The sequence below is a fragment of the Rhodoblastus sp. 17X3 genome, from assembly GCF_030056575.1.
In the GTDB taxonomy this organism is placed as follows: domain Bacteria; phylum Pseudomonadota; class Alphaproteobacteria; order Rhizobiales; family Beijerinckiaceae; genus Rhodoblastus.
In genome coordinates this window covers 67,774-92,508 of the sequence record NZ_JASHHX010000010.1, presented here as the reverse complement: position 1 = coordinate 92,508, position 24,735 = coordinate 67,774, and the positions used below count along the sequence as shown (strand labels likewise).

Genomic DNA, 24,735 nt, shown 5'->3' with positions numbered 1-24,735 from the left:
GCCGCGAAGGCGTCGCCGGACGTTTTTCACGCGCGAAAATCAAGTCCCCAAATTTGGCCTTTTTTGGCGCATTTGACAGGGGGCTGGCCTGCAAGCCGCATTTTGCGTTCGCGCATGCGAAAGATTGCGCCCGCCATCGGAGCGGCCCTCCTGCTGACGGCGAGCGCGAGCCTGGCCGCGGTCGACGGCCAGGCGGAGGCCAGCGTCGAGAGCAAGGCCCAGGCCGAGGCTTCGAGCGGTCTGCGCGGCGAAGTCTGCCGGATGATCGAACAGGCGGCCGCCGCGCACAACCTTCCGCCAGCCTTTCTCACCCGGCTGATCTGGCGCGAGAGCAGCTTCCGCTCGCATGTCATCAGCCCGGCGGGCGCGCAGGGAATCGCCCAGTTCATGCCCGGCACGGCGGCGGAGCGCGGCCTGGCCGATCCCTTCGATCCTGAACAGGCCATTCCCAAGGCCGCTGAATTTCTCGCCGAGCTGCGGCTGCGCTTCGGCAATCTCGGGCTGGCGGCGGCGGCCTATAATGGCGGGCCGAACCGGGTCGCCAATTGGCTCGCCGGCAGCGGAGGGCTGCCCTTCGAGACCCAGATCTATGTCGAACTCGTCACCCGCCACGCGGCCGAGGACTGGCGCGACGCCGCGGCGGCCGCCAAGCTCGACGCCGAACTCGCCCAGCCGGCGACCTGCGCCGCCACGGCCGAGGCGATCAACGCCCGCGAGCCGCAGCGCTTCGCAGGCTCGACCCTCACCGCGCCCTGGGGCGTGCAGCTTGCCGGCTCTTTCAACAAGAGAGCGGCGCTGGCCGCGTACCAGCGCGCGCACCGGCAATTCGCGGGGCTTCTGGGCGACGGCGAGCCGATGGTGATCGGCAAGCGCGCGCCGGGACGCGGCTTCGCCCGGTTCTGGCGCGTGCGGGCTCCCGCGCAGACCCGTGGCGCGGCCCAGGCGCTCTGCACGGCGATCGAGCGGGCCGGCGGCGCCTGCGCAGTGTTGAAAACATGATACACTACTGACACAGAAGGCGCCGGAGCGGGTCTATCTTTGCAGGAACAGCCTTTACAAAGGCGGTCGCGTTTCGCAAATAAGACGCAGCTGTTTCGGCGCGGCCAAACGAAGCTCAGGTCTTTGGCGCGCCGCCCGCGCAAGGATTGGACCGCCATGTCCCCCAAATCGAATTTTCGTTCCGCCCTGCTGGCCGGCCTGCTTCTGGCTGCGCCGCAGGCGCAGGCCCAGTTGTTCTGGTTCGCTCAGCCCGACCCGCAGCCGCAGCAGCGGGCCAAGCCCACGCCACAGCAGCAACAGCGCCAGCGGCAGGTTCAGCAGCAGCAGGGCCAGCCCCAGCAGGCCCATCAGCAACAGGCCCAGCCGCGCCAGGAGCAGCAATGGTTCTGGGGGCAGCCGCAGCCCGAGCCGCAGCAGCCCCGTCCGCAGGTCGCGCGCCAGCGCCTGCCCGAGGACGACAACGCGCCGGTGGTCGATCTGGCCTCGCGCAATTCCCTGCTCGATGGCGGCTATCGCCGCCAAGGGGCGGTTTCCGGCGCCGCCGCGGCCAGCGCCGTGCTGCCGCCCGACGCCGATCCGAACTACTCCACGCCGGTGAATTACGATCCGGATGTCAATTACAAGTTCAAGACGCAAAAGGAAGTCGCCGACACGACCGGGCAGCCGGCGGGCACCATCACGATCAGCACGGCCAAGCGCAAGCTTTACCTCTCGATGGGCGACGGCAAGGCGATGGAATACAGCATCGGCGTCGGCAAGCAGGGCTTCGCCTGGAAAGGCGACGCCATGGTCGGCCGCAAATCCTATTGGCCGGGCTGGACCCCGCCGCCCGAAATGATTGAACGCCGTCCCGACCTGCCGGAACATATGGACGGCAGCCTCGCCAATCCACTCGGCGCCCGCGCGCTCTATCTGTTCCAGGGCAACAAGGACACCCTGTTCCGCATCCACGGCACCAACGAGCCGAATTCGATCGGCCACGCGGTGTCGTCCGGCTGCATCCGCATGCATAACGCCGATGTGATCGACCTTTACGGCCGCGTCAACAAGGGCGCGCACGTCGTCGTGATGTAAGCGAAATCGCCCCGCAAAGGCCTGGCAGGCGCGTCGGACGACCGGCGCGCCTTTTTCTTTTTCCGGGCGGCGGCGGCGCGCGCGGCGAAACATTTGGCAGCGTTCAAAAAAGAGGCGAAAAGGCGCGGAACTTTTCGGCGCGATTCGTCTTAAGTTGAACAACGAATGGCGATCGCCCGCGCGCCTCGTCCAGGCGATCCGACCGAAAATATCCGGGACGCAGCTCGGCTCGATGAAGCCGACGTCGTCGAAGCGACGAGGCGATGCTCAGAAAAGTGGAGCAACGCCATGTGTGACTACTCTTTGGAATCCTATCAATCGCGGGCGGCGCGCGAGGGCGAGGTTTATGTCACCTCGCGCTTCCCGAGCGGTTCGATCGGCCTTGTGGCTCCCGAGGATCGCGAGACCGCGGTCTGCATCTGCTGCGGAGCCCGCCTGGCTCTGGAAAACCTGTCGGAAGAAACCCGGAAGACTTTTGGGGTGAGCGAGGCCGAGAATGTCGTCTTCGTTCATCTTCGGGAAGGCCTGTATCGGGACGGCGTCGAATTCGCCAGTGGCCTGCGCATCGCGCTGAACAGGCTCGGCGTCGGCGTTCTGGTCAGCCTGGCCGACATCGCGCGCGAAACGCCCCGCCGCGAAGAGGAGCAGGCGCCCGCGGAGGAAGCGCGTCCTGTCGAGCTTGAGCCGGCGGAATAGTTCAGCCGGATTTGAGACGATAGAAGATGTGACGGCCGATCGTGTCGGTCTTCTTGAGCGACCGCGCCCAGCGCGGTCGCACATAGTTTGCGTGGTAATGCGTTGAGCCGCCGACGTCGGCGAGCCACGTCCTGCCTTCCAGCACCTCATTGGCGACGCGCGTCGCCTGCGCCCAGGACTCCGCCTCCACGATCCGCAAGGATTTGCCCTCGCAGGCGAAGGAGAACTGGCAGGCGCGGTAATGGCTGCGGTTCTGGAACACCACGCCGCAGATGGTCGAGGGATAGAGGCCGGACGTCATGCGGTTGAGGATCACCTGCGCGACGGCGGCCTGCCCTTCAACGGGCTCGCTGCGCGCCTCGAAATAGATGGCCTGCGCGAGGCAGCGTTTTTCAGCATCGGCGCGCTCCGGCGCCAGCAAAGCCAGATAGCCGCGTTTTTCGTCGATCCTGGCGGCTGGCCCGCGCCGGGCGGGCGCCAGGGCGGCAAGATTGGCCTCGACGGGCGTTTGGTCGGCCGCGAAGGGCGTGCTTGAGGCCAGGGCGGCGGCGCGCGGGACGGCGGGACTGGCCCCCTGCGCTATGCGTTCGGCCACAGCCGCCGGGCGCATGGTGAGCGCCCCGGCGCCGGCGGAAGGCGAGGAGCCTCCGGCGCTCGGCTCGGTCACGGGCGTTTCGCCATCCTGCCAGGCTTCGAAGCTGGCGACGGAATCGGGACCGGGCGCGTCGCCGTCGCCGGGCGTGAAGGTCGAGGCGAGGCCGCTTTCATCCTGGCCGAAGGTCAGAATATTGCTGCGCATCTTCGTGACGGCGTTCTGCTGGCGCAGGCGGCCGTCGATGGTCGGGCGCAGGCCGACGACGGGGTCGCCCTTGTGGCGGCGGTCTATTTCCGGAAAGGCGGCGGCGCCTTTCTTCAAATCCTTGCGCGGCTCGATTTCCTCGTCCGGCTGTCCTGAGAGCTGATCCGGGCCGCCGATGATAAGGCGGGCCTCGCGGAGCAGTCCTCGTCCGGAGCGCTCGCCGAAGGAGGCCGCGAAAAATTGCGGCGGCGGCGCGAGATCGGCGGGGATGACGGCGGCGCTTTTCGATGAGAGCGGCGCCAGCGAGGCGCCGGCGGGAATTTCCTGCCCGGCGTCGGCGACGGAGGCCGCCAGCAGGCCGGCGCCAAGGACCCAGGGCGCGACGACGCCCACCGCCCAATTGAAATGCGCCTGACGCCGCGCCTTCCGCATACGCGTTCCCATGCTCGACAAACGGAGCGGCGGCGCCGCTTCACCAACACCCGTCACGACGCATTGAGCGTGCGAAGAGCCTCATGGTTATCGCTTGTTAGGCTTGAGAGCGCGTTACCGGGGGCAAGCTGCACGAAGTCCCGAATTGGGACGAGGAGGGATTTCCTTCTCCCCTGGCGGGAGAAGGTGGCGCGGAGCGCCGGATGAGGGGTAAGGGTCAGATCGCAAGTCCGCATCGAGTGAGAATGGTATCCTCGATTATGCGCGGATTGTTCAGCACATCATGGTTCCAGAACCGCAGGACAATAAACCCTTGCGACGCCAGAAAAGCATCGCGTTTCTCATCGTAACGGCTTTCCGCATGTTGCGAGCCATCAGCCTCGACAATGATGCGATGCTGAAAACAGATGAAATCAACAATGTAAGGCGGGATCGGCGCCTGCCGCCGGAATTTCAACGTGGCGAGGCGCCGGTTGCGCAAAATGCGCCAAAGAGCGGCCTCGGCTTCGGTGGGTTCGCAGCGCATGGCGCGGGCGCGGAAGCGGAGTTCACGAAGCTTTGTTTCGTCGGACACGAAGTCCCCTCATCCGTCTCGCCCCTGCGGGGCGAGCCACCTTCTCCCGCAAGGGGAGAAAGCTACGCGCCGCCGATTTTGGAGAAATCCGCGACCAGATGGATGGCGCGGCGCAATTGCGCCAGCAATTGCAGGCGGTTGCGGCGCAGGTCCGGGTTTTCGGAATTGACCGTGACCTTGTCGAAAAACGCGTCCACCGGCGCGCGGAGTTTCGTGAGGGCGTGCATGGCGCCTTCGAAATCCTCGGCCTTCAGAGCCTCGCCGGCCTCGCGCTCGGCGCGGTCGAGCGCGGCGGCCAGCACATGTTCCTCATGTTCGATGCGCAGATTGGCTTCCGGGTGCTTTTCAAAGGCGCCGGCGCCGTCCTTCTTTTCCTCGGCCTTGAGAATATTGCCCGCGCGCTTGTAGCCGGCGAGCAGGCTCGCGCCGTCTTCGGTCTTGAGGAAAGAGTCCAGCGCATTGATGCGCGACACAATCAACACGAGGTCGTCCTCGCCCAAAGCGAAAACCGCGTCGAGCAGGTCGTGACGGGCGCCGCGGTCGCGCAGGTCGACTTTCAGGCGGTCGGCGAAGAAGGCGAGCAGGCTCTTGGCGAGCTCCGCGGCGTCGCGGACGCCGAAGGTCCTGGCGATTTCGGCGAACAGGGACGCGAGGCGCAGCCGCAGCCCATTCTCGAGAATGATGCGGATCACGCCCAGCGCCGCGCGGCGCAAGGCAAACGGGTCTTTCGAGCCGGTCGGCTTTTCGTCGATCGCCCAGAAGCCGACCAGCGTATCGAGCTTGTCGGCCAGAGCGACCGCAATGCTGACCGGCGCCGACGGGATCAGGTCGTTTGGGCCTTGCGGCTTGTAATGATCCTCGATGGCGGCGGCGACTTCGCCGTCCTCGGCCTGCAATTCGGCGTAGGTGCGGCCCATCAGGCCCTGCACTTCGGGAAATTCGCCGACCACTTCGGTCACCAAATCGGCCTTGGCCAGTTCCGCCGCGCGCGCCGCTTTTTCGGCGTCCGCGCCGACCAAGGGCGCCAGTTCGCGCGCCAGAGCCATGATGCGGTCCACCCGCGCGCCCTGTGTGCCAAGCTTCTGGTGGAACACGATATTCAGCGCGCGCAGCTTGGCGAGGCGCTGGTCGAGCGGCTTGCCGAGATGGGCGTAATCGGGCAGCGGGCCCTGATCGGTCTTCCAGAAATAGAGCGCGTCCGAGAGGCGAGCGCGCACGACGCGGCCATTGCCCGCCGCGATGGCCTTGCCGCCGTCGCTGGCGATCACGTTCGAGACCAGCAGGAACTTGTTGGCCAGCTTGCCGGTCTCCGGGTCGCGCAAGACGAAGCATTTCTGGTTGGCGCGGATGGTGGCGCGGATCACTTCGCCGGGAATGTCCAGGAAGCTCGCGTCGAACTCGCCCATCAGCACGACCGGCCATTCGACCAGCCCGGCGACCTCATGCAGCAGGCCCTCGTCCTCGACCAGCTCCAACCCCTGTGCGAAGGCGAGGTCCTTGCAGTCATGGAGGATGATGTCGCGCCGCCGCGCCGGATCGAGCACGACTTTTGCCGCGCCAAGCGCCGTGAGATAATCGTCGAAGCGGCGCACCTTGATCGCCTGCGGCGCCATGAAGCGATGGCCGTAGGTGGTGTTGCCCGCCTTGATGCCGCCGATCTCGAAGGGGACGATTTCCGGCTCTTCCGTCTCCGGCCCGAAGGTGGCGACAATGGCGTGCAGCGGACGCACCCAGCGCAGGCAATTCGGCTCGGCGGAATGCGCGCCCCAGCGCATGGCCTTTGGCCAGGGGAAATTTCGGATGATCGCCGGCAGGATCTCGGCCAGCACGTCGAGCGTCGCCGCGCCCGGGCGCTCGATCACGGCGAGATAGAACTGGCCGCCCTTTTTATCCGTCTCGATCCTGGCCTGATCCAGCGAGGCCAGTCCGGCGCTTTTCAAGAAGCCCTGCACGGCGGCCTCGGGCGCGCCGACGCGCGGGCCCTTCTTCTCCTCGCGCTGATCGGGCTGGCGCACGGGCAGGCCGACGATATGCAGGGTCAGCCGGCGCGGCGTGACAAAGCTTTCCGCCGCCTCATAGGTGAGCCCGCGCTCGACCAGCGCGTCCGTGACGAGCTTCTTCAAGTCGGCGGCGGCCTGGGCCTGCATCCGGGCCGGAATTTCCTCGGAGAAGAGTTCGAGCAGAAGATCGGACATGGTGGACTTTCGGAAATTCACGCCGGTTCCCATTGGGGCCGGCTAGTAGGAGCGAATGCGACGCCGAGCTGACGCGAGGGGCGCCGGTTGCGCTGAGGCGCGACCGGCAATAAATCAACGTCCCGCGCCTTCGGTTTTCATCCAGGCGGCGCCGCAGGCCTTGGCCAACTCGCGGACGCGCAAAATATAGCTCTGCCGCTCGGTCACGGAGATCACGCCGCGCGCGTCGAGCAGGTTGAAGGCGTGGCTCGCCTTGATGCACTGGTCATAGGCCGGCAGCACCATCTTGTGATGCTTGTCGTCAACCTGTTCGCCGAAGGCCAGCAGGGCCTTGCATTCGGCTTCGGCGCGCGAAAAATCTCCGAACAGCTTTTCAACATTCGCGGCCTCGAAATTATGGCGCGAATATTCCTGCTCGGCCTGCAAGAAGACGTCGCCATAGGTGATGCGCGCGTCGCCGTCGAGGCCGTTGAAGTTCAGGTCATAGACGTTCTCGACGCCCTGCACATACATGGCGAGGCGCTCAAGCCCATAGGTCAGCTCGCCGGAAACCGGCGCGCATTCCACGCCCGCGACCTGCTGGAAATAAGTGAATTGCGACACTTCCATGCCGTCGCACCAGCATTCCCAGCCCAGCCCCCAGGCGCCGAGCGTCGGGCTTTCCCAATCGTCCTCGACGAAGCGGATGTCATGCAGGGCGGCGTCGACGCCGATGGCGGCGAGCGATTGCAGGTAAAGCTCCTGCAGATTGTCGGGGCTCGGCTTCAGGATGACCTGATATTGGTAATAATGCTGGAGGCGGTTGGGGTTCTCGCCATAGCGGCCGTCCTTGGGCCGGCGCGAGGGCTGCACATAGGCGGCCTTCCACGGCTTCTTGCCGAGCGAGCGCAGGGTCGTCGCCGGGTGGAACGTGCCGGCGCCGACTTCCATGTCATAGGGCTGGAGAATCACCGCGCCCTTCTGCGCCCAGAAATTCTGCAGCGTCAGGATTAGGCCCTGAAAGCTCTTCTTCGGGTCGAGAGCGGAGGAATTGGGCGTCGCGTCGGATTGAATCATCGGGCCGTCACGGGGGCAAGGGCGGGAAAGGGGGCCGCGCAGTCGCGGCGAGGCGGGCGCAAACTAAAGCGCGCGTCAGGGCCGGTCAACACGCGGACGTTGGCGGGAAGCGCGCTGGCAAGGTTAATGCGTGAATTGCGCCTCTTTCGCGCGGCGCCGGTGTAAATTGGCCAAAATCCGGTCAGGAATTCCAAGGGACTCACGACACAGCGCCGCAGGAACGAAAGCGAGGCGCTCGCGTTCAGCTAAGGTTCAGGGGCGAAGGGTTAATAGGCGATCAATTGGCTTCCAGGAGGTTTCGCCATGGCGTTCTCTAGTGGTTTCTTCAAGACGGCGGCGGTGGTGGCGGTCTCCACTGGCGCGCTCGTCCTTTCCGAACCCGCCTTCGCTTTCCATGGCGGCGGCGGTTTCCACGGCGGCGGCTTCCGCGGCGGCGGTTTTGGCGGCGGCGGCTTTCGTGGCGGCGGCTGGGCCGGACGTCCGGGCGGCGCTTGGGCGGGACGCCCGGGCTGGAACGGCGGGGCCTGGCGCGGCGGCGGCTGGGCGGGCCGTCCGGGCTGGAATGGCGGGTGGAACAACGGCTGGAACGGCGGCTGGGGCTGGGGCGCTCCGATTGTCGCGGCGCCCGTCTTCGGCTGGGGCTGGGGCGGCGGCTGGGGGCCGGGCTGGGGCTGGGACGACGGCTATTACGCTGCGCCGGTTTACAGGTCGCCCGTCTATTCGCAATGCTTCCTCCGGCGCGTGCAGGTGCATACGCGCTATGGCTGGCGCTGGCGCCGGGTGCGCTATTGCTATCAGTGAGGCTTGGTCTCACGACGTCTCGAACCGGCCTTCGGGCCGGTTTTTGATTCAGTCTGCGAAGAGGCGACGGCCCGTGCGGTGGATGTCCTCCGTCAGCGAGGTGAAGCGCCCGTCCGGCTCGTGCAGGATGAGGCCCGGCAGCAGCGCCAGCGGCGCCTTCGATCCCTTCCGGCCGCGCAGGATCACGCGCACGGCGCTCTCTCCCACTTTCGGAAAGATAGGCAGTACGCGCAATTCGCCGAGCCGCCCCGACAAGGCCGCGAGCAGAGCGTCAAGCGCGTCCGCGCGGTGAACGGCGACGAGCGTTCCGCCGGGACGCAAGAGGGCCAGACTGGCGCGCAGCCATTTGTCCACGCCGCCCTCGTCCAGCACATGGGCCAAGGCCCGGTCGGAGTCGGGCGAGCGCCGCGCTGCGCAGGCGGTGAGAAAGGGCGGATTGGTGACGACCAGCTCCGCCGCCTCGACCAGTCCCTCGGCCTTGCGCGCCGGAACATCGAACAGATCGGCCTCGACCACGCGGGTGCGGGCCTCCAACCCGTTCAGCGCCACATTTTCGCGCGCGAAAGCTGCGGCGGGCGCGTTTTTCTCCAGCAGCACGATCTGCGCGCCCGGATTTTTCTGCGCCAGCGCGAGGCCGACCGCGCCGACGCCGGCGCCGACATCGACAATCAGACCGCGTGGAATTTCCGGCGCGGCGGCGGCGAGCAGCACGGCGTCCGTGCCGACGCGATGGCCGCGCGCCGGCTGATGCAGCGCGAGCCTGCCGCCGAAGAGGCGGTCCGGCTCAGGTGTCGGACAATTCGCCGCCAAAGCCGGCCTCCCGCAGCAGGCGCCGCGCCCAGTCCGCCTGGTCCTCCGGGACGACGAACCGGCGCGGCAGGAAGCCCAGCGAGCCTTCCATCACGCTCATGTTCTGGTCGGCGATGAAAAAATAGACGCCCGCGTCGCGCAAAATGGCCTCGATGGCGGAGATCAGCACGATGTCATTCGTGCGCAACAGTTCGATCATGTCATGGGGCTCGGCGAGGACGAGAGAAACTGTAAGGCCGCGCCCGGGCGCTGGCAATGCGGCCGCGATCGGGGCTTTCGTAACCTGTGTGGCGAAAAAGCGACTTTTCCTTTTGCTTCCGCCGCTCTATGGTCGCGCCGCTAGTTAAAGAGGGGCGCGCTTTGGGTCTGGTCATACCTTTCGATGAGAAAACCAGCGAATCCGGGCTGGAAAATCTCGTCGCCCTGGTCGCCGCGGACATGAACCGGGTCAATCAGACCATTCTCTCGCGCACCGGCTCGGATGTCGCGATGATCCCGGAAGTCGCCAACCATCTGATTTCCTCCGGCGGAAAGCGCCTGCGGCCTATGTTGACGCTCGCCGGAGCCGGACTGTGCGGCTACAAGGGCGAAGGCCACGTCAAGCTCGCCGCCGCCGTCGAATTCATGCATACCGCGACCCTGCTGCATGACGATGTCGTGGACCAGAGCGACATGCGGCGCGGCAAGCTGGCGGCGCGCATGCTCTGGGGCAATGAGGCCAGCGTTCTGGTCGGCGATTTCCTGCTCGGTCAGGCCTTCCGCATGATGGTCGAGGTTGGCTCGCTCGCCTGTCTCGACGTGCTTTCGGTCGCGGCTACCGTGATCGCGGAAGGCGAAGTGATGCAGCTTTCCGCCGCCAAGGACACGGAAACGACGGAAGACGCCTATCTCGCCGTGATACGGGCCAAGACCGCGGAGCTTTTCGCCGCCGCCGCCGAAGTCGGGCCGACCGTCGCCAACCGCCCCAAGGCGGAAATTGAGGCCTGCCGCGCCTATGGCATGAATCTCGGCGTGGCCTTCCAGCTCGTTGACGACGCGCTGGATTACGGAGGCCAGTCGGCCAAGCTCGGCAAGAATGTCGGCGACGACTTCCGTGAGGGCAAGATCACCCTGCCGGTGGTTCTGTCCTTCCGGCGCGGTTCCGAAAGCGAGCGCGCCTTCTGGAAGCGCGTGCTGGAGCAGGGCGAGATCGCCGAGGGCGACCTCGAAACCGCGCTGGCGACCATGAAGAAGCACCGCGCCTTGGAAGACACGGTCGAGCGCGCCCGCCATTATGGCGCCATGGCGCGCGACGCCCTCGGGCTTTTCCCCGATTCGCCCTGGAAGCAGGCCCTGCTCGATACCGTCGATTTCTGCATCGCCCGCGCGCACTGACGCGGGCGGCGTTTTCAATCGCCGCGCGGCGCTGATATTTTACGTTGAAAGCGTGCCGCAACATCGGAGCAGGACCGATGGGACAGAGCGAAATCGACGCCATTCGCGCCTTGTTGGGGTCGAAACCCCGCCCGGTCGGCTGGGAACAACGGCGGCTGCGCCTCGATGAGGTCGGCTCGGTATGGCCGGTCGCCGATGACGTCAGGCTCGAAAGCGTCGATATCGGCGAGACGCCGGGTGAATTTTCGAGCGTCCCGGGCGCCGATCCTTCCGGAATCCTGCTCTTTTTTCACGGCGGCGGCTATTGCTCCGGCTCGATACTGAGCCATCGCCGCATGGTCACGGAGGCTGGCCGCGCCTGCGGCTTGCGCACGCTGGCGATCGGCTATCGGCTGGCGCCGGAACATCCCTTTCCCGCCGCGATCGAGGACGCGATCGCGGCATGGAATTATCTTCGCGCGCAGGGAATCGCCGCCGGCAAGATCGTCGTTGGCGGCGACAGCGCGGGCGGCGGCCTGACGCTCGCGCTGCTACAGCATCTGCGCGACGCCGGCGAAGACGCGCCGGCCTGCGGCTGGCTCGCTTCGCCCTGGACGGACCTCACCATGTCCGGCGACGCCATGGCGAGCAAGGACGCGGTCGATCCGCTCATTCACAAGGCCTATCTCGAAGAACTCGCGCAGGCCTATGTTCCGGCGGGCGCGAACCGCAAGGACCCGCGCATTTCGCCCCTTTTCGCCGATTTGAGCGGGCTGCCGCCGCTGCTGATCCAGGTTGGCTCCGACGAAACCCTGCTGGCGGATTCGACACGACTGGCCGGGGCGGCTGGCGCGGCGGGAAATGCGGTCACGCTCGAAATCTGGCCGCAAATGATCCACGCGTGGCCCTTGTGGAACGCGCGACTTGAGCCCGGCCGCCAGGCGCTGGACCATGTCGGGCTTTTTGCGCGGCGCTGGCTGGCCTGACTCTTTCACGAGAGCTGTTCCCGCTTCATGTGAAGCGGGAACAGCTCTTAGGAGCCGATGCGACGCCGAGCTTATGCGAGGGACTCGCCATAGGCGAGAAATGACCTAGATCTCGGACGCCCGCAGCAGGGCTTCGTCGCGGTCGCGACGCAGGGAATCCTCGTCGGATTCCGCCATCGGCGCCTCTTCGCGCGGCGAGGCCGCCAACTCTTCTTCCTCGCGCGCCTGCCGCCGCCACAGGGCCGCATAGGCGCCGTCCGCCGCCAACAGGCTCTCATGCCCGCCGCGTTCGATCACCCGGCCCTTGTCGAGCACCAGGATCTCATCGGCGTTGACCACCGTCGAGAGCCGGTGCGCGATGACGATGGTGGTGCGACCGCGCGAGGCTTCGTCCAGCGCGCCCTGAATTTCCCGTTCGGTGAAGGTGTCGAGCGCGCTGGTCGCCTCGTCCAGCACCAGAATCGGCGGCGCCTTGAGCAGGGTGCGGGCGATGGCGACGCGCTGTTTCTCGCCGCCCGACAGCTTCAGGCCGCGTTCGCCGACCTGGGCGTCATAGCCGCCGGGCGCGCTTTCGATGAACGTGTCGATCTGCGCCTGCGCGGCGGCGGCGCGCATTTCCGCGTCGGTCGCGTCGGGGCGGCCATAAAGGATGTTGTAGCGGACGCTGTCGTTGAACAGCACATTGTCCTGCGGGACCATGCCGATCTTTCCGCGCAGGGACTCCAGCGAGACCCTGGCGATGTCCTGGCCGTCGATCAGGATACGGCCCTGCTGCGGGTCGAAGAAGCGGAAGATCAGCCGCGAGATGGTGGATTTGCCGGCGCCCGAGGCGCCGACAATAGCGAGCGTGCGGCCGGCGGGAACCTCGAAATCGACGCCGCGGAGGATTTCCCGCGCCGGATCATAGGCGAAATGCACGTTTTCGAACCGCAGGTCGCCCGCCTTGACCACCAGCGCGGGCGCGTCGCGCGCCTCCGCGATCTCATTGGGCGTTTCGAGGATGTCGAACATCATGTCGATGTCGATGATCGCCTGTTTGACCTCGCGATAGAGCATGCCCATGAAATTGAGCGGTTGGTAGAGCTGGATCAGCATCGCGTTGAGCATGACGAAATCGCCGACGCTGTTGCGGCCTTCGCTTATGCCTTTGACGCAAAGCGACATGATCGCGACCATGCCGAGCGTGAAGATGAAGGCCTGACCGAAATTGAGCACCGCCAGCGAGACGTAGCTCCGGACGCTGTTGCGCTCGTAACGCTCCATCGAGCGGTCATAGCGCGCGCTCTCGCGCTGTTCGGCGCCGAAATATTTGACCGTCTCGTAATTGAGCAGGGAGTCGATCGCCTTGGCGTTGGCGTCGGAATCGCTTTCGTTCATTGAGCGGCGGATGCCGATGCGCCAGTTCGTCGCCGCCGCCGTATAGGCGAGATAGGCGGCGATGGTCCCGGTCGTGATCGCGGCGTAGCGCCAGTCGAACTGGAAAAACATCACCCCCAGTATCAGGGCGAATTCCAGCGCCGTCGGCACGCCATTGAGCGTGACCATGCGCGTCAGTGTTTCGATGGCGTTGCGGCCGCGCTCCAGCACGCGGGTCAGCGCGCCGGTCTTGCGTTCGAGATGAAACCGCATCGACAAGGCGTGGAGATGCACGAAAACATCCACGGCAAGGCGGCGCACGGCGTTCATCGCGACATCGGCGAAGACCGCATCGCGCGCCTGGGTCAGACCGGCCATGAGAATGCGCAATGCGCCGTAAAGCAGGGTGAGGGCGAGCGGCGCGGCGAGAAGAGACAGACTGGACGCGTCGCCCGCGCGCAGGGCGACCAACGCGTCGGTCGCCCATTTGAAGGCGAAGGGAACGGCGACGGTCGCCAGCTTGGCGAGCGTCAGCAGCGCCAGCGATGCGAAGATGCGCAGGCGCAAATCGGCGCGTTCGCGCGGCCAGATATAGGGCCAGAGCCGGATCAGCACCCGCCCGAGGCGGGGACCCCTGGCTGCATCTTTCTTGTCGGCGGATAAGTCGCGCATTCCTGCCCTTGGGCTGGAGGGGGGAAATTTCTTCTCCCATATAGGCCGTGCGCGCCGTTGCGCCAACGCGCGATCAGGCCATGCGGCGGCGGCGCCATTCGAGAAACTCGAAGCGGAGCCGTTCGAACAGGCGCTCGGTCGCCTGCGCGGGAATGAGTTTCGCGGCCAGCGCCGGCTTTTCCACCAGCCGCCACGAGAGCGCCGCGCAGGTCAGGCTCAGGGCGCAGGCATAGAGATTCATGCCCGTCAGCGTCAGGCCGGGGATCAGCGCGACGAGACTTTGCTGGATCGGAAAGGCGTAGATGTAGACGCCATAGGAATAGTCGCCGAGGCGATTATAAGCGCGAATCGGCCCGCCGAAGAGATAGGCCATATGCAGCACGATCGGGCCAAGCGTCAGCATATAGACCGCAAGGAAGGCGTGGCGGTTGAGCGCGGCAAGGCCGAGCGCTGCGGCCAGCGCGGCCAGCTGATAATAGGAAAGCCGCACGTGACTGCGCCAGAAATAGAAAGCGGCGCCGAAGAAAAACATCGCCATGGGCGCTTCGATATTGTCGCGCCCGTTATGGATCTCGATCTTGGTGAAAGCGACGATCGCCAGGATCAGCGCCACGAGCGGCGCGCCATAGCGAAAGGCGGCGGGGCGCCAGGACGGCTTGAGCGCGAAGAGAACCCAGGCCGCCGCCATATATTCGTAGAGCCGCCATTCGACCGGCAGCGTCCAGAGCGAGCCGTTCACGCCGGCGCCGAAGGGATTGCTCTCGAAAACGCCCGGCAATTTGTAGCGGATGCCATTGATGAGCGTCGCGCAGCGCCAGAAATAGTCATGGGTGGCGGGCGAGGCGAAGAATTCGGCCGCAGGCAGGGTTCCGACGAACAGGCCGAGGCCGGTCACCGTGATCAGCAGCATCACCCACAGGCCGGGGAATACCCGCATGAAGCGCGCCCAGACGAAATCGAAGATATTGGCGCGCGAAAACAGGCTGCCGGCGATGAGAAAGCCGCTGGTGAAGAAAAAGGTGTCCACGGCCGCGCCGCCGAGTTCGACCAGGCGCGGGTAAAGTGGATCGCCCGCGGGTTCGAGCCCGAGCAGCGCGCGGCTGTGGATGAACAGGATGATGAAGGCGGCCACGACGCGGATCAGGTTGAAATTATTGTCCCTGCCGCGCGCCTTCTCCAGATAGATCATCGATTGACGGCCCCGATCGCTTCTGTCGACCGCCGTCTTAGGGGCTTCGCCCCCGATCGGCAAGCTTTGGCGCGGAAACGCCGGCGCGCGTCATTCATGCACGCCGGGGGCGGGCGCCAGCGCCGGAACCGGCCAGGCGTGCGGGCGGCGGCGGCCATATTCGCCCTTGAACGCCTCGCGCCAGATCGCCAGCGCGTCTTCCTCGGTCGCCGCCGTGACGAAGCGCGGCGTGGTGGAGGGCAGGCCGTTGCGGTCCAGGCAGGCGACCCAGAACAGTTGTAGGTGCCGGGGGTTGGACGCCTTGGCTTCGCGCAGGAAATCGGCGGCGTCGCAGATCGAGTCCTGGAGATGGACGAGCCCGGATTTCTTCGGCTCCTCGGCGGACGCGATCGCTTCGGTCCACAAAGCGAGCCCCGCCGCCTCGTAAAGATCTCCGGCGAGCTTGCGCGCCTTGGCTAATGGAAGGAACAGGTTCAGGCCGCCCGACGAACGCTTTTTGGCGGCGGCCTTCTTTGATCCGCCTTTCTTGCCGACGCTCTTCTTGCCGACGCTCTTCTTGGCGGCGGCCTTTTTGGCGCCGCGCGCCGCCGAGCCGGCCGCCCGCTTCTTTGGCGTTGTCCGCTTCTTGGGGGCGACGCTTTCGTCGGGCGTCCCTGCGCCTGAATCCATCGGCGCCATATTGCTTTTCTTGTTCATTGCGAAAACGCCCCGCGCGGAAAATCGAAATTGCGGCTCCATCGGGCGTGAGCCAGTGCGATTATGGCCTAAATCCGCCGCGCGAGGAAATCGGCGATCTGTGGGCCCGCGTCGGCGATGCGCATGATGCCGTTGTAATGGCCATAGGGACCGGCGAGTTGGGCGGTTTCGACCGCGACGCCCTGGCCGCGCAGGGCTTTCGCGGTCGCCTCGACCCATTCGGGCAGAAAGACCAGATCGTCAGGCGCGTAGATCAGCAGCGTCGGCGCCTTGATCCGCCCAAGGCCTTCGGCGACGCTCGCCGCGCCCGCCCCGGCGCCGGGGATATAGGTCTGGTTGGCGCGGGCGAGATAGAGCATGTGGTTGGCGTCGGCCATCGGCGCACGCGCCCGCACGGCCTCTTCCAGAGTCTTGTCGATGGCGAAGGGCGTCGAGGCGATGTCGGCGGGATCGCCGCCTTCCGCGACGGCGCGCCCGCCGGCGGTGTCGGCCCATTCGCTATGCAAGGCGTGCAAGGTCATGATCCGCATCGCGGCTTCGAGTCCGGCGCGCGGCGCCGCTCCGTCGTAGTAAGCGCCGCCGCGCCAGTCGGGATCGAGCCGGATCGGCTGCGTCCACATCGATAGCCAGCCCGTGAGCCAGCCATTGAAGTTCGGGGCGGCGATCACTGGAATGATCCGCTCCATGAAATCCGGGAAGGAGGCCGCCCATTCGAAGGTCTGCAACCCTCCCATCGAGGGGCCCATCACCGCATGAAGCCGCTTGATGCCGAAAGAATCGACCAGAGCCTTTTGCACGCGCACGAAATCGGCGATGGCGACGGCGGGAAAGCTCAGGCCATAGGGACGGCCCGTGGCGGGGTCGAGGCTCGCCGGGCCGGTGGTGACGACATTGGGGTCGTTGGCGTTGAAATTGACCAGGGTGTCGGAAGCGATGACGAAATAGCGATCCGTGTCGACCGCCTTGCCGGGCCCGATGATCGAATCCCAATAGCCGGGCAGGGGGTCGTCCGGGCGATAGCGGCCCGCCGCGTGGCTCGTGCCGGAAAAATAATGCGCGACGAGAATGGCGTTGTCGCGGGCGGCGTTGAGCGCGCCATAGGTCTCATAGCCCACCGCGACGTCGCGGACCGTCGCGCCGCCGACCGTGCGCAATTCGGGAAGCTCGAAACGCTGCTTTGTGACCAGGAGATCTTCCGCCACGTGCTGTCCTTTCGGGAGCGTTGGAATGGGGCCTGATCGGCACTATATTCTTTTCGTGAATATTTCGAGGCCCGCAGGCGTTCGCCCGCCGCGCGCCGAGATTGTTCAGGAGGACGAAGGCGGGGGAAAAATCAGGGCCGCGCGACGAGGATGTAAGAAAGTACTATAGCCGCACCTTGCTGAAATGCTGCATTGCAGCATTGGAATGATGGAAGCTCGCCGCGGCGCTTTGCCGGTCGCCCCTTTCACGTCAATTCAAGGTCGCCAGATGCCCATCGTCAAAGACAGCCGCAGCAGCAAAGCGCGGGTCGCGCAGGGGCGGAATCTGCTGACGGCGTCGCATATAGATGGCGCGCTTTCGAGTGAACCGCTGCCCGGTCCCGCCGCCGACGATCCGCATGCGACTTCGAACCTTTTCGCCCGTCAGGTGCGCATGGCTTATGGCCTGCTGCAGACCGCGGTCGAGGAGGCCGCCGAATCGGTGGAATGCAGTAATGTGAAGATCGCGGCCGAACTGGAGGATCTCCAGGCGCGGGCGTTGCGCTCGATCCATGACAGCGCGCTCGCGACCATAGACCTCTTCGAGGCTCTGGGCGCCGCCCAGACGCCGGGCGAACTCGCCAGCCGCCAGATCGAGCTGGCGCGCCGCCAGCGCGACACCGTCAATGAGCGCGTCACGGAATTTTTCGCCTCGGCGCGCAAGATGGCGTCGATGATGACCGACCCGCTGAACCGGCACCTGCGCGCCTTGTCCGGCGCAATGGCGCCGCCGGATCGCGGGCCGCCGGAGGAGGGCGATTCCCTGCTCTCGCGTCTCAACAGGCTCACCGCACGGCAAAAAAAGGTGCTGGAGCTGCTCGCCGAGGGCCTGCCCAACAAGGTCATCGCGCATGAACTCGGCATCAGCGAGACGACCGTGAAGGCCCATGTCGGCGAGATCCTGCGCAAGCTGAAGGTCTATAACCGCGCCCGCGCCATCGTCATGCTGGCCCAGTTCGACATGGAGCAGATCCGCGCCTTGTCGAAGGGCGAGGGCCCCGACGTCGAATAGACGCCGCGTCAGGAGCCTTCGTCGTTCAGCGCCCGGGTCGCGGCCTCCACCTCGGCCGCCGCGTCATCAAGCGCCGCCGCCGCCCATGCCGCGCTTTCGTCCAGACGCAGGCGCAATTGCGCCGTCTCCTCGCGCGCCTGCGCGGCCGCCTCGACTTCCGCCGCCAGTTTCTTGCGGGTCATGACGAGTTCGTCGGCGACGGTCAGAGCGGCCATGACGGTGATGCGCTGGTCGCCGATTTCGCCGAATGCGCCGCGCAATTCATCGATCTTGGAATCCACCAGCCGCGCCAGCGATTCGATATGCGCTTCCTCGCCCTCATCGCAATTCATGCGATAGGTGCGGCCCGCGATCATGACGACGGCTTGCGCCATTCAGGCCTCCTCGCCGGAATCGGCGGCCAGCACGGCGCGCACGGCGGCGGCGGCGCGCTCGATCCGACGCGCGGCCTCGCCATTGGCGCCTTCGAGCGCGCGGACTCGATTGAGGGCGGAATCGACTTCCAGCGCCAGCCGGGAGCGATCGTCCTGCAAGGCGGAATATTCGGCGGTCTGGTCGGCCTGTTCGATCGCCCGCTCGGCCTGGCGGATCACGGCGGCGTCGAGCCCCTCCAGCGCCGCCCGCAGCCGGCGCCGCGCCGCGTCAAGCCGTTCCTGAGGCCCCAGCCGCTCGCCGCGCGGATCCGCCGCAGCCGCGGGGGCGGCGCTCTCGACTTCGGCTGGCGTCTGTTCGTTCAGCGTCGGGGACAAGTGCGGCTTTCAGATCGGCTTGCGGTTCATCTCGCGGCTCAGGTCGGGCGCCGCGCGCGAGAACGGGCGATTCCAACACTCTAGCCGACAATTTAACCAACAATCTAGCATCGTCCCAGCCGCCGCCAAGTGGTTCCCGGCTGAGGCCACAGGAAATCGGGCGCCGCGAGCCGATTTTCGCTGGATCGGCCGCGCGCGGGCGGTCGGACGCGGCGTCGCTTTGACGGCTTCGCCCTTTGACCCGGTGAAGCTTTGACTCGGGGGCGCGACCTGATATCAACCCCGCCAAACGCCAACCCGCCAAACGCCAACGCGCCAAGCGAAACCATCGGAATCCTGAAATGACCGAAGTCAGCAGCGCCTCTCTGGCCAACGCCGTCCGGGCGCTTTCCATCGACGCCGTCGAACAGGCCAAGTCCGGCCATCCCGGCCTGCCGCTCGGCGCCGCCGACGTCGCCACGGTCCTGTTCACCAAAGTTCTGAAATATAACGCCGCCGACCCGGCCTGGCCGGATCGCGACCGTTTCGTGCTTTCAGCCGGCCACGGCTCGATGCTGCTCTATGCGCTGCTCCATCTCTCCGGCGAGAAGAGCATGACGCTGGAGGAAATCCGCAATTTCCGCCAGTTCGGCTCGAAGACCCCGGGCCACCCGGAATATGGCCATACGGCGGGCGTCGAGATGACCACCGGCCCGCTGGGGCAGGGCCTCGCCACCTCAGTCGGCTTCGCGCTGGCGGAGCGCATGCTTGCCGCCGAATTCGGCGATTTGGTCGATCACCGCACCTATGTTCTCGCCTCCGACGGCGACCTGATGGAAGGCGTCTCGCAGGAGGCCATCGCCATCGCCGGCCATCTCCGGCTGAACCGCCTCATCGTCCTGTGGGACGACAACGGCATTTCGATCGACGGCGCGATCTCGGTGTCCGATTCGGTCGACCAGCTGAAGCGTTTCGAAAGCGCCGGCTGGGCGGCGACCCGCGTGGACGGCCATGATCCGGTCGCGATCCTCGCCGCGCTGGAAGCCGCGCAGAGATCCGACAAGCCGACCCTCATCGCCTGCAAGACCGTGATCGGCTTCGGCGCGCCGACCCGTGCGGGCAAGTCCAAGGCCCATGGCGAACCGCTGGGCGCCGAGGAAATGGCGGGAACCAAGGCCGCCCTGAACTGGCCCCATGCGCCGTTCGAAGTGCCGGACGATATTCTCGCCGCCTGGCGCGCGGCCGGAGCGCGCGGCGCCAAGGCCCAAGCTGAATGGCAGGCCAAGGTCGACGCGTTGGAGCCAGCCAGGCGCGCGGAATTCCTGCGCCGTCTCGAAGGCCGCCTCCCGGCGGCTCTGGCCGAGGCCGTCGCGACGGAAAAGCGCCGCCTCGCCAGCATGGACACGGCCGTGGCCACCCGCAAGGCCTCGGAAGCCGCGCTGAAAATTCTTGCGCCGGCCGTGCCGGAGCTGATCACCGGCTCGGCGGACCTCACCGGCTCCAACAACACCAAGGTCGAGGCCACCCCGGCCATTTCGCCCGGAAACTATGGCGGACGCTATGTCCATTGGGGCATCCGCGAGCATGGCATGGCGGCTGCGGTCAACGGCATGACGCTGCATGGCGGCCTGATCCCCTCGGGCGCGACGTTTTTGGCCTTCGCCGATTATTGCCGTCCGGCGCTGCGCCTCGCCGCGCTGATGGGAATCGGCTCGATCGAAGTGCTGACCCATGATTCCATCGGCCTTGGCGAGGATGGCCCGACCCATCAGCCGGTCGAGCATCTGGCTTCGCTGCGCGCCATTCCCGGCCTGCTCGTGTTCCGTCCGGCGGACGCGACCGAGACGCTGGAATGCTGGCAGGCGGCTCTGGAAAATCGCGCGGCGCCCTCCGTGCTGGCGCTCACCCGCCAGAACCTGCCTGCCGTGCGCCGCGAATTCGTCGCCGAAAACCTCTCGGCCAAGGGCGCCTATGAGCTTTCGCCGGCCTCGGGTCCCGCCAAGGTCACCCTGTTCGCCTCCGGCTCGGAAGTCGAGATCGCGCTCGACGCGCAGAAGGCGCTCGAAGCCGAGGGCGTTGCGACCCGCGTCGTCTCGGTCCCCTGTTTCGAACTGTTCCTGCGGCAAAGCGACGCGGCCCGGCGCGAGATCATCGGCTCGGCGCCAGTGCGCGTCGCGGTCGAGGCCGGCATCGCCATGGGCTGGGACATTTTCCTGGGCCGCGAGGGCGTTTTTGTCGGAATGACCGGCTTTGGAGCCTCCGCGCCTTTTAGAAAGCTCTATGAAGCCTTCGGAATCGACTCCGCCGCGGTTGCTTGTGCAGCGCGAAACGGATTAAAGGGCCTCTAACGCAATTCCGCGCCCAACTACGCCGGAATTGAAAGGGGCGATGCAAAACGCCCCCGTTTTTTGACGGGATCATTCAAGGAGCGCATCGAAATGACGGTTAAGGTCTTCATCAACGGTTTTGGCCGCATCGGCCGCAACGTCCTGCGCGCCATCGTCGAGTCCGGCCGCACCGACATTCAGGTCGTCGGCCTGAACGATCTCGGCCCGGTCGAGACCAACGCTCATCTGATGCGCTATGACTCGGTCCATGGCCGTTTCCCCGGCGTGGTTACGGTCTCGGGCGACACCATCGACGTCGGAACCGGCCCGATCAAGGTCACCGCGATCAAGGACCCGTCCGCCTTGCCGCTCGGCGAGCTGGGCGTCGACATCGCGCTGGAATGCACCGGCATCTTCACCGCCCGCGACAAGGCGGCGACCCTGCTGACCGCCGGCGCCAAGCGCGTCCTCGTCTCCGCCCCCTCCGACGGCGCCGACCTGACGGTGGTCTATGGCGTGAACCACCACAAGCTGACCAAGGATCACCTGGTCGTCTCCAACGCCTCCTGCACCACCAATTGCCTGTCGCCGGTCGCGAAGGCGCTGAATGATTCCGTCGGCATCGAAAAGGGAATGATGACGACCATTCATTCCTATACGGGCGACCAGCCGACGCTCGACACCATGCACAAGGACCTTTATCGCGGCCGCGCGGCGGCCCTGTCGATGATCCCGACCTCGACCGGCGCCGCCAAGGCCGTCGGCCTGGTGCTGCCGGAACTCAATGGCAAGCTCGACGGTTTCGCCCTGCGCGTCCCGACCCCGAACGTCTCGGTCGTCGACCTGAAGTTCATCGCCAGGCGCGCGACCACCAAGGACGAGATCAACGCCATCATCAAGGCGGCGGCCGAAGGCCCGCTCAAGGGCGTGCTCGGCTACACCACCGAGAAAAACGTCTCGATCGACTTCAACCACGACCCCCATTCGTCGATTTTCCACATGGATCAGACCAAGGTCATGGAAGGCACGCTGGTGTCCGTCTTGTCCTGGTACGACAATGAATGGGGCTTCTCGAACCGCATGGCCGACACGGCCGTCGCGATGGCCAAGCTGATCTGAACGAAATTTCAGGCGCGCTTCCATAACGGAAGCGCGCTTTTTTCTTCATTTCTTTCGCTCGAGGCCGCCATGTCCGCTTTTCGCACCCTGGATTCTGCTGAACTCAAGGGCAAGCGCGTGCTTGTCCGCGTCGATCTCAACGTGCCGATGGAAAACGGCAAGGTGAGCGACTCCACACGCATCGACCGCATCCTGCCGACGCTGAACGAAATCTCCGGCAAGGGCGGCAAGGTCATCCTGCTCGCCCATTTCGGACGTCCGAAGAACGGGCCGGACGAAGCCAATTCGCTCAAGCCCGTCGCCGCCGCGCTCGCCGCGCATCTCGGCAAGCCGGTCGCCTTCGCCACGGATTGCATCGGCGCGCCGGCTGCGGAGGCCATCGCCAAGCTGGCCGACGGCGATTTCCTGCTGCTGGAAAACACCCGCTTCCACAAGGGCGAGGAAAAGAACGACCCCGCGCTCGTCGAGGCAATGGCCGCGCTCGGCGACGTCTATGTCAACGACGCCTTTTCCGCCGCGCATCGCGCCCACGCCTCGACCGAGGGGCTGGCGCGCAAGCTGCCCGCCTATGCCGGCCGCACCATGCAGGCCGAGATCGAGGCTCTGTCCAAGGCGCTGGAAAAGCCGGCCCGCCCGGTTGGCGCGGTCGTCGGCGGCGCCAAGGTCTCGTCCAAGCTGGAGCTGCTCGGCAATCTGACCAAAAAGGTCGATTTCCTGATTATCGGCGGCGGCATGGCCAATACCTTCCTCGCCGCGCAGGGCAAGAAGGTGGGAAAAAGCCTTTGCGAGAAGGACCTGCTCGACACCGCGCGCGATATCCTGAAAAACGCCGCCGCCAACAAATGCCAGATCGTTCTGCCGATCGACGCCGTCGTCGCGACCGAGTTCAGGGCCCATGCGCCGTCGCATGTCGTCAGCGTCGATCATGTCGGCGACGACGAAATGATCCTCGACGCCGGCCCGAAATCGGCGGCGGAGGTCGAAGCGGTGCTGGGCGCGATCAAGACGTTGGTCTGGAACGGTCCCTTCGGCGCTTTCGAGCTGGAGCCCTTTGATGCGGCGACCAACGCCGTGGCGCGTTTCGCCGCGCGGCTGACGCAGGAAGGCAAGCTGCTTTCCGTGGCCGGCGGCGGCGACACCGTGGCGGCGCTCAATCACGCCGGCGCGGCGGAGAATTTCTCCTATGTCTCGACCGCCGGCGGCGCCTTCCTCGAATGGCTGGAAGGCAAGGTCCTGCCAGGCGTCGAGGCGCTTCGCGCCTGACCTGCGAATGAATGCGAACGGCTGTCCCGCAAACAGCCGTTCGCATCGCCGAACGCCTCGGAACGTCTTGATATGCAGGCCGTTGATAGCGAGCGCCAACGAACTCCCGGCTTTGATGTCGGCGAACATCCCGGCGCCGCGCATTAAGGCTGCGTCAAAGGGCTTGCTTCCCAACGGACGCCATTTGCATTAAACGCGCGCCTATCAGATTTCAAAAATGGAGAGGATCGCGCATGGCTCGTATCACCCTTCGCCAGCTGCTCGACCACGCCGCCGAGCACGATTACGGCGTTCCGGCCTTCAATATCAACAATATGGAGCAGGCGCTGGCCATCATGGCGGCGGCTTCCGCAGTTGACGCGCCGGTCATCATCCAGGCCTCGCGCGGCGCCCGCCAATACGCCAATGACGTCATGCTCAAGCACATGATGGACGCCTGCGTCGAAATCTATCCCCAGATCCCGATCTGCGTGCATCAGGACCATGGCAACAGCGCCTCGACCTGCTTCACCGCGATGCAGGCCGGCTTCACCTCGGTGATGATGGACGGCTCGCTGAAAGAGGACGGCAAGACCCCGGCCGACTGGGACTATAATGTTGGCGTCACGAAATATGTCGCCGACATGGCGCATCTTGGCGGCATCTCGGTCGAAGGCGAGTTCGGCGTGCTCGGCTCGCTCGAAACCGGCATGGGCGAGAAGGAAGACGGCCACGGTTTTGAGGGCAAGCTGTCGCATGACCAGCTCGTCACCAATCCCGACGACGCCGTGAAATTCGTCAAGGCGACGGGCGTCGACGCGCTGGCCATCGCCATGGGCACCTCGCATGGCGCCTATAAATTTTCGCGCAAGCCCGACGGCGCCATCCTGGCGATGAACGTCATCGAGGAAATTCACCGCAAGATGCCCGGCCTGCACATGGTCATGCACGGCTCCTCCTCGGTGCCGCAGGACCTGCAGGACATCATCAACGCCTATGGCGGCAAGATGCCCCAGACTTGGGGCGTGCCGGTCGAGGAAATCCAGCGCGGTATCAAGCACGGCGTGCGCAAGATCAACATCGACACCGACAACCGCATGGCGATCACCGGCCAGATCAGAAAAGTCTTCGCGGAGCATCCTGGCGAATTCGACCCGCGCAAATATCTGAAGCCGGCGACCGACGCCATGACCAAGATCTGCCGCCAGCGACTGGAAGAGTTCAACACCGCCGGCCAGGCGTCGAAGATCAGACGAGTCTTCACGCTGGGCGAAATGGCCAAGCGCTACGCCGCCGGCGAATTGGCCACTAAGGCCGCCTGAGCGGCGTTCCGGGCGGTTTTCGTCCGACAGAATCGCGATGGGGCCGCGGCTTGCCG

The 24,735-nt window shown here is 65.8% G+C and carries 23 protein-coding genes; 11 read left to right on the top strand and 12 right to left on the bottom strand.

What is annotated here, in order from left to right:
* The first annotated feature begins 114 nt into the window (after nt 1-114).
* The 3 genes from QM467_RS11280 (at nt 115) to QM467_RS11270 (ending at nt 2,769) form a co-directional block, all read left to right on the top strand.
* The gene (locus QM467_RS11280; protein WP_283366421.1) at nt 115-999 is read left to right on the top strand and encodes a lytic transglycosylase domain-containing protein; all 885 of its coding nucleotides are present in this window, start codon (nt 115-117) and stop codon (nt 997-999) included.
* 156 nt (nt 1,000-1,155) lie between these two features.
* Nucleotides 1,156-2,073: a L,D-transpeptidase gene (locus QM467_RS11275; RefSeq protein WP_283366420.1), complete on the top strand. Its 918-nt coding sequence runs from the start codon at nt 1,156-1,158 to the stop codon at nt 2,071-2,073.
* Nucleotides 2,074-2,361: 288 nt separating this feature from the next.
* Nucleotides 2,362-2,769 carry a hypothetical protein gene (locus QM467_RS11270; RefSeq protein WP_283366419.1) on the top strand — a complete coding sequence of 136 codons (408 nt, stop codon included), beginning with the start codon at nt 2,362-2,364 and terminating at the stop codon, nt 2,767-2,769.
* A 1-nt stretch (nt 2,770) separates the two neighbouring features.
* Here the strand turns inward: QM467_RS11270 and QM467_RS11265 are convergent, their stop codons facing one another.
* The 4 genes from QM467_RS11265 to QM467_RS11250 form a co-directional block, all read right to left on the bottom strand.
* Complete coding sequence (locus QM467_RS11265) at nt 2,771-4,000, bottom strand: cell wall hydrolase (RefSeq protein ID WP_283366418.1); 1,230 nt, start codon at nt 3,998-4,000, stop codon at nt 2,771-2,773.
* A gap of 217 nt (nt 4,001-4,217) precedes the next feature.
* Complete coding sequence (locus QM467_RS11260; RefSeq protein WP_283366417.1) at nt 4,218-4,574, bottom strand: endonuclease domain-containing protein; 357 nt, start codon at nt 4,572-4,574, stop codon at nt 4,218-4,220.
* Between the two features lie 62 nt (nt 4,575-4,636).
* Nucleotides 4,637-6,769, bottom strand: coding sequence for a glycine--tRNA ligase subunit beta (glyS, locus tag QM467_RS11255; protein WP_283366416.1), 2,133 nt, complete (start codon nt 6,767-6,769; stop codon nt 4,637-4,639).
* Between the two features lie 114 nt (nt 6,770-6,883).
* Nucleotides 6,884-7,825, bottom strand: a complete 942-nt coding sequence (locus QM467_RS11250; RefSeq protein ID WP_283366415.1) for a glycine--tRNA ligase subunit alpha — start codon at nt 7,823-7,825, stop codon at nt 6,884-6,886.
* A gap of 303 nt (nt 7,826-8,128) precedes the next feature.
* On the opposite strand from QM467_RS11250, the gene QM467_RS11245 reads away from it, so the two are divergent.
* A complete protein-coding gene (locus QM467_RS11245; RefSeq protein ID WP_283366414.1) occupies nt 8,129-8,626 on the top strand; it encodes a hypothetical protein in 498 nt (165 codons plus the stop codon).
* A 48-nt stretch (nt 8,627-8,674) separates the two neighbouring features.
* Here QM467_RS11245 and QM467_RS11240 read toward each other — a convergent pair whose 3' ends face one another.
* Together QM467_RS11240 and QM467_RS11235 are read right to left on the bottom strand one after the other, a co-directional pair.
* Entirely contained in the window at nt 8,675-9,436 is a 762-nt protein-coding gene (locus QM467_RS11240) for a tRNA1(Val) (adenine(37)-N6)-methyltransferase (RefSeq protein WP_283366413.1), read from the bottom strand.
* Nucleotides 9,411-9,635 carry a putative signal transducing protein gene (locus QM467_RS11235; protein ID WP_283366412.1) on the bottom strand — a complete coding sequence of 75 codons (225 nt, stop codon included), beginning with the start codon at nt 9,633-9,635 and terminating at the stop codon, nt 9,411-9,413. Before QM467_RS11235 ends, QM467_RS11240 begins: the two co-directional genes overlap by 26 nt.
* Nucleotides 9,636-9,796: 161 nt before the next feature.
* Between QM467_RS11235 and QM467_RS11230 the strand changes: the two genes are divergently transcribed.
* Together QM467_RS11230 and QM467_RS11225 are read left to right on the top strand one after the other, a co-directional pair.
* Nucleotides 9,797-10,810: a polyprenyl synthetase family protein gene (locus QM467_RS11230; RefSeq protein ID WP_283366411.1), complete on the top strand. Its 1,014-nt coding sequence runs from the start codon at nt 9,797-9,799 to the stop codon at nt 10,808-10,810.
* 77 nt (nt 10,811-10,887) lie between these two features.
* Entirely contained in the window at nt 10,888-11,775 is an 888-nt protein-coding gene (locus tag QM467_RS11225; protein ID WP_283366410.1) for an alpha/beta hydrolase, read from the top strand.
* A gap of 105 nt (nt 11,776-11,880) precedes the next feature.
* Here QM467_RS11225 and QM467_RS11220 read toward each other — a convergent pair whose 3' ends face one another.
* The 4 genes from QM467_RS11220 to QM467_RS11205 form a co-directional block, all read right to left on the bottom strand.
* Nucleotides 11,881-13,803: an ABCB family ABC transporter ATP-binding protein/permease gene (locus QM467_RS11220; protein WP_283366409.1), complete on the bottom strand. Its 1,923-nt coding sequence runs from the start codon at nt 13,801-13,803 to the stop codon at nt 11,881-11,883.
* Between the two features lie 73 nt (nt 13,804-13,876).
* Nucleotides 13,877-14,992, bottom strand: coding sequence for an acyltransferase family protein (locus tag QM467_RS11215; protein ID WP_283366408.1), 1,116 nt, complete (start codon nt 14,990-14,992; stop codon nt 13,877-13,879).
* Nucleotides 14,993-15,082: 90 nt separating this feature from the next.
* Nucleotides 15,083-15,688, bottom strand: a complete 606-nt coding sequence (locus QM467_RS11210; RefSeq protein ID WP_283366407.1) for a hypothetical protein — start codon at nt 15,686-15,688, stop codon at nt 15,083-15,085.
* A 68-nt stretch (nt 15,689-15,756) separates the two neighbouring features.
* Nucleotides 15,757-16,890: an E22 family MetX-like putative esterase gene (locus QM467_RS11205; RefSeq protein WP_283366406.1), complete on the bottom strand. Its 1,134-nt coding sequence runs from the start codon at nt 16,888-16,890 to the stop codon at nt 15,757-15,759.
* A 268-nt stretch (nt 16,891-17,158) separates the two neighbouring features.
* Here QM467_RS11205 and QM467_RS11200 point away from each other — a divergent pair, with 268 nt between their 5' ends.
* Nucleotides 17,159-17,941, top strand: coding sequence for a helix-turn-helix transcriptional regulator (locus QM467_RS11200; RefSeq protein ID WP_283366405.1), 783 nt, complete (start codon nt 17,159-17,161; stop codon nt 17,939-17,941).
* 8 nt (nt 17,942-17,949) lie between these two features.
* Here QM467_RS11200 and QM467_RS11195 read toward each other — a convergent pair whose 3' ends face one another.
* Together QM467_RS11195 and QM467_RS11190 are read right to left on the bottom strand one after the other, a co-directional pair.
* Nucleotides 17,950-18,315 (bottom strand): cell division protein ZapA, encoded by a 366-nt coding sequence (locus QM467_RS11195; protein WP_283366404.1) that lies wholly within the window; start codon nt 18,313-18,315, stop codon nt 17,950-17,952.
* Entirely contained in the window at nt 18,316-18,690 is a 375-nt protein-coding gene (locus QM467_RS11190; protein WP_283366403.1) for a DUF4164 family protein, read from the bottom strand.
* 341 nt (nt 18,691-19,031) lie between these two features.
* On the opposite strand from QM467_RS11190, the gene tkt reads away from it, so the two are divergent.
* The 4 genes from tkt to fba all read left to right on the top strand — a co-directional run bounded on the left by tkt (nt 19,032) and on the right by fba (nt 24,679).
* Nucleotides 19,032-21,017 carry a transketolase gene (gene tkt / locus QM467_RS11185; protein ID WP_283366402.1) on the top strand — a complete coding sequence of 662 codons (1,986 nt, stop codon included), beginning with the start codon at nt 19,032-19,034 and terminating at the stop codon, nt 21,015-21,017.
* 90 nt (nt 21,018-21,107) lie between these two features.
* Nucleotides 21,108-22,115 carry a type I glyceraldehyde-3-phosphate dehydrogenase gene (gene gap / locus QM467_RS11180; protein ID WP_283366401.1) on the top strand — a complete coding sequence of 336 codons (1,008 nt, stop codon included), beginning with the start codon at nt 21,108-21,110 and terminating at the stop codon, nt 22,113-22,115.
* A gap of 69 nt (nt 22,116-22,184) precedes the next feature.
* Nucleotides 22,185-23,378: a phosphoglycerate kinase gene (locus QM467_RS11175; protein WP_283366400.1), complete on the top strand. Its 1,194-nt coding sequence runs from the start codon at nt 22,185-22,187 to the stop codon at nt 23,376-23,378.
* Nucleotides 23,379-23,611: 233 nt separating this feature from the next.
* Entirely contained in the window at nt 23,612-24,679 is a 1,068-nt protein-coding gene (gene fba / locus QM467_RS11170) for a class II fructose-bisphosphate aldolase (protein ID WP_283366399.1), read from the top strand.
* Nucleotides 24,680-24,735 lie beyond the last annotated feature (56 nt).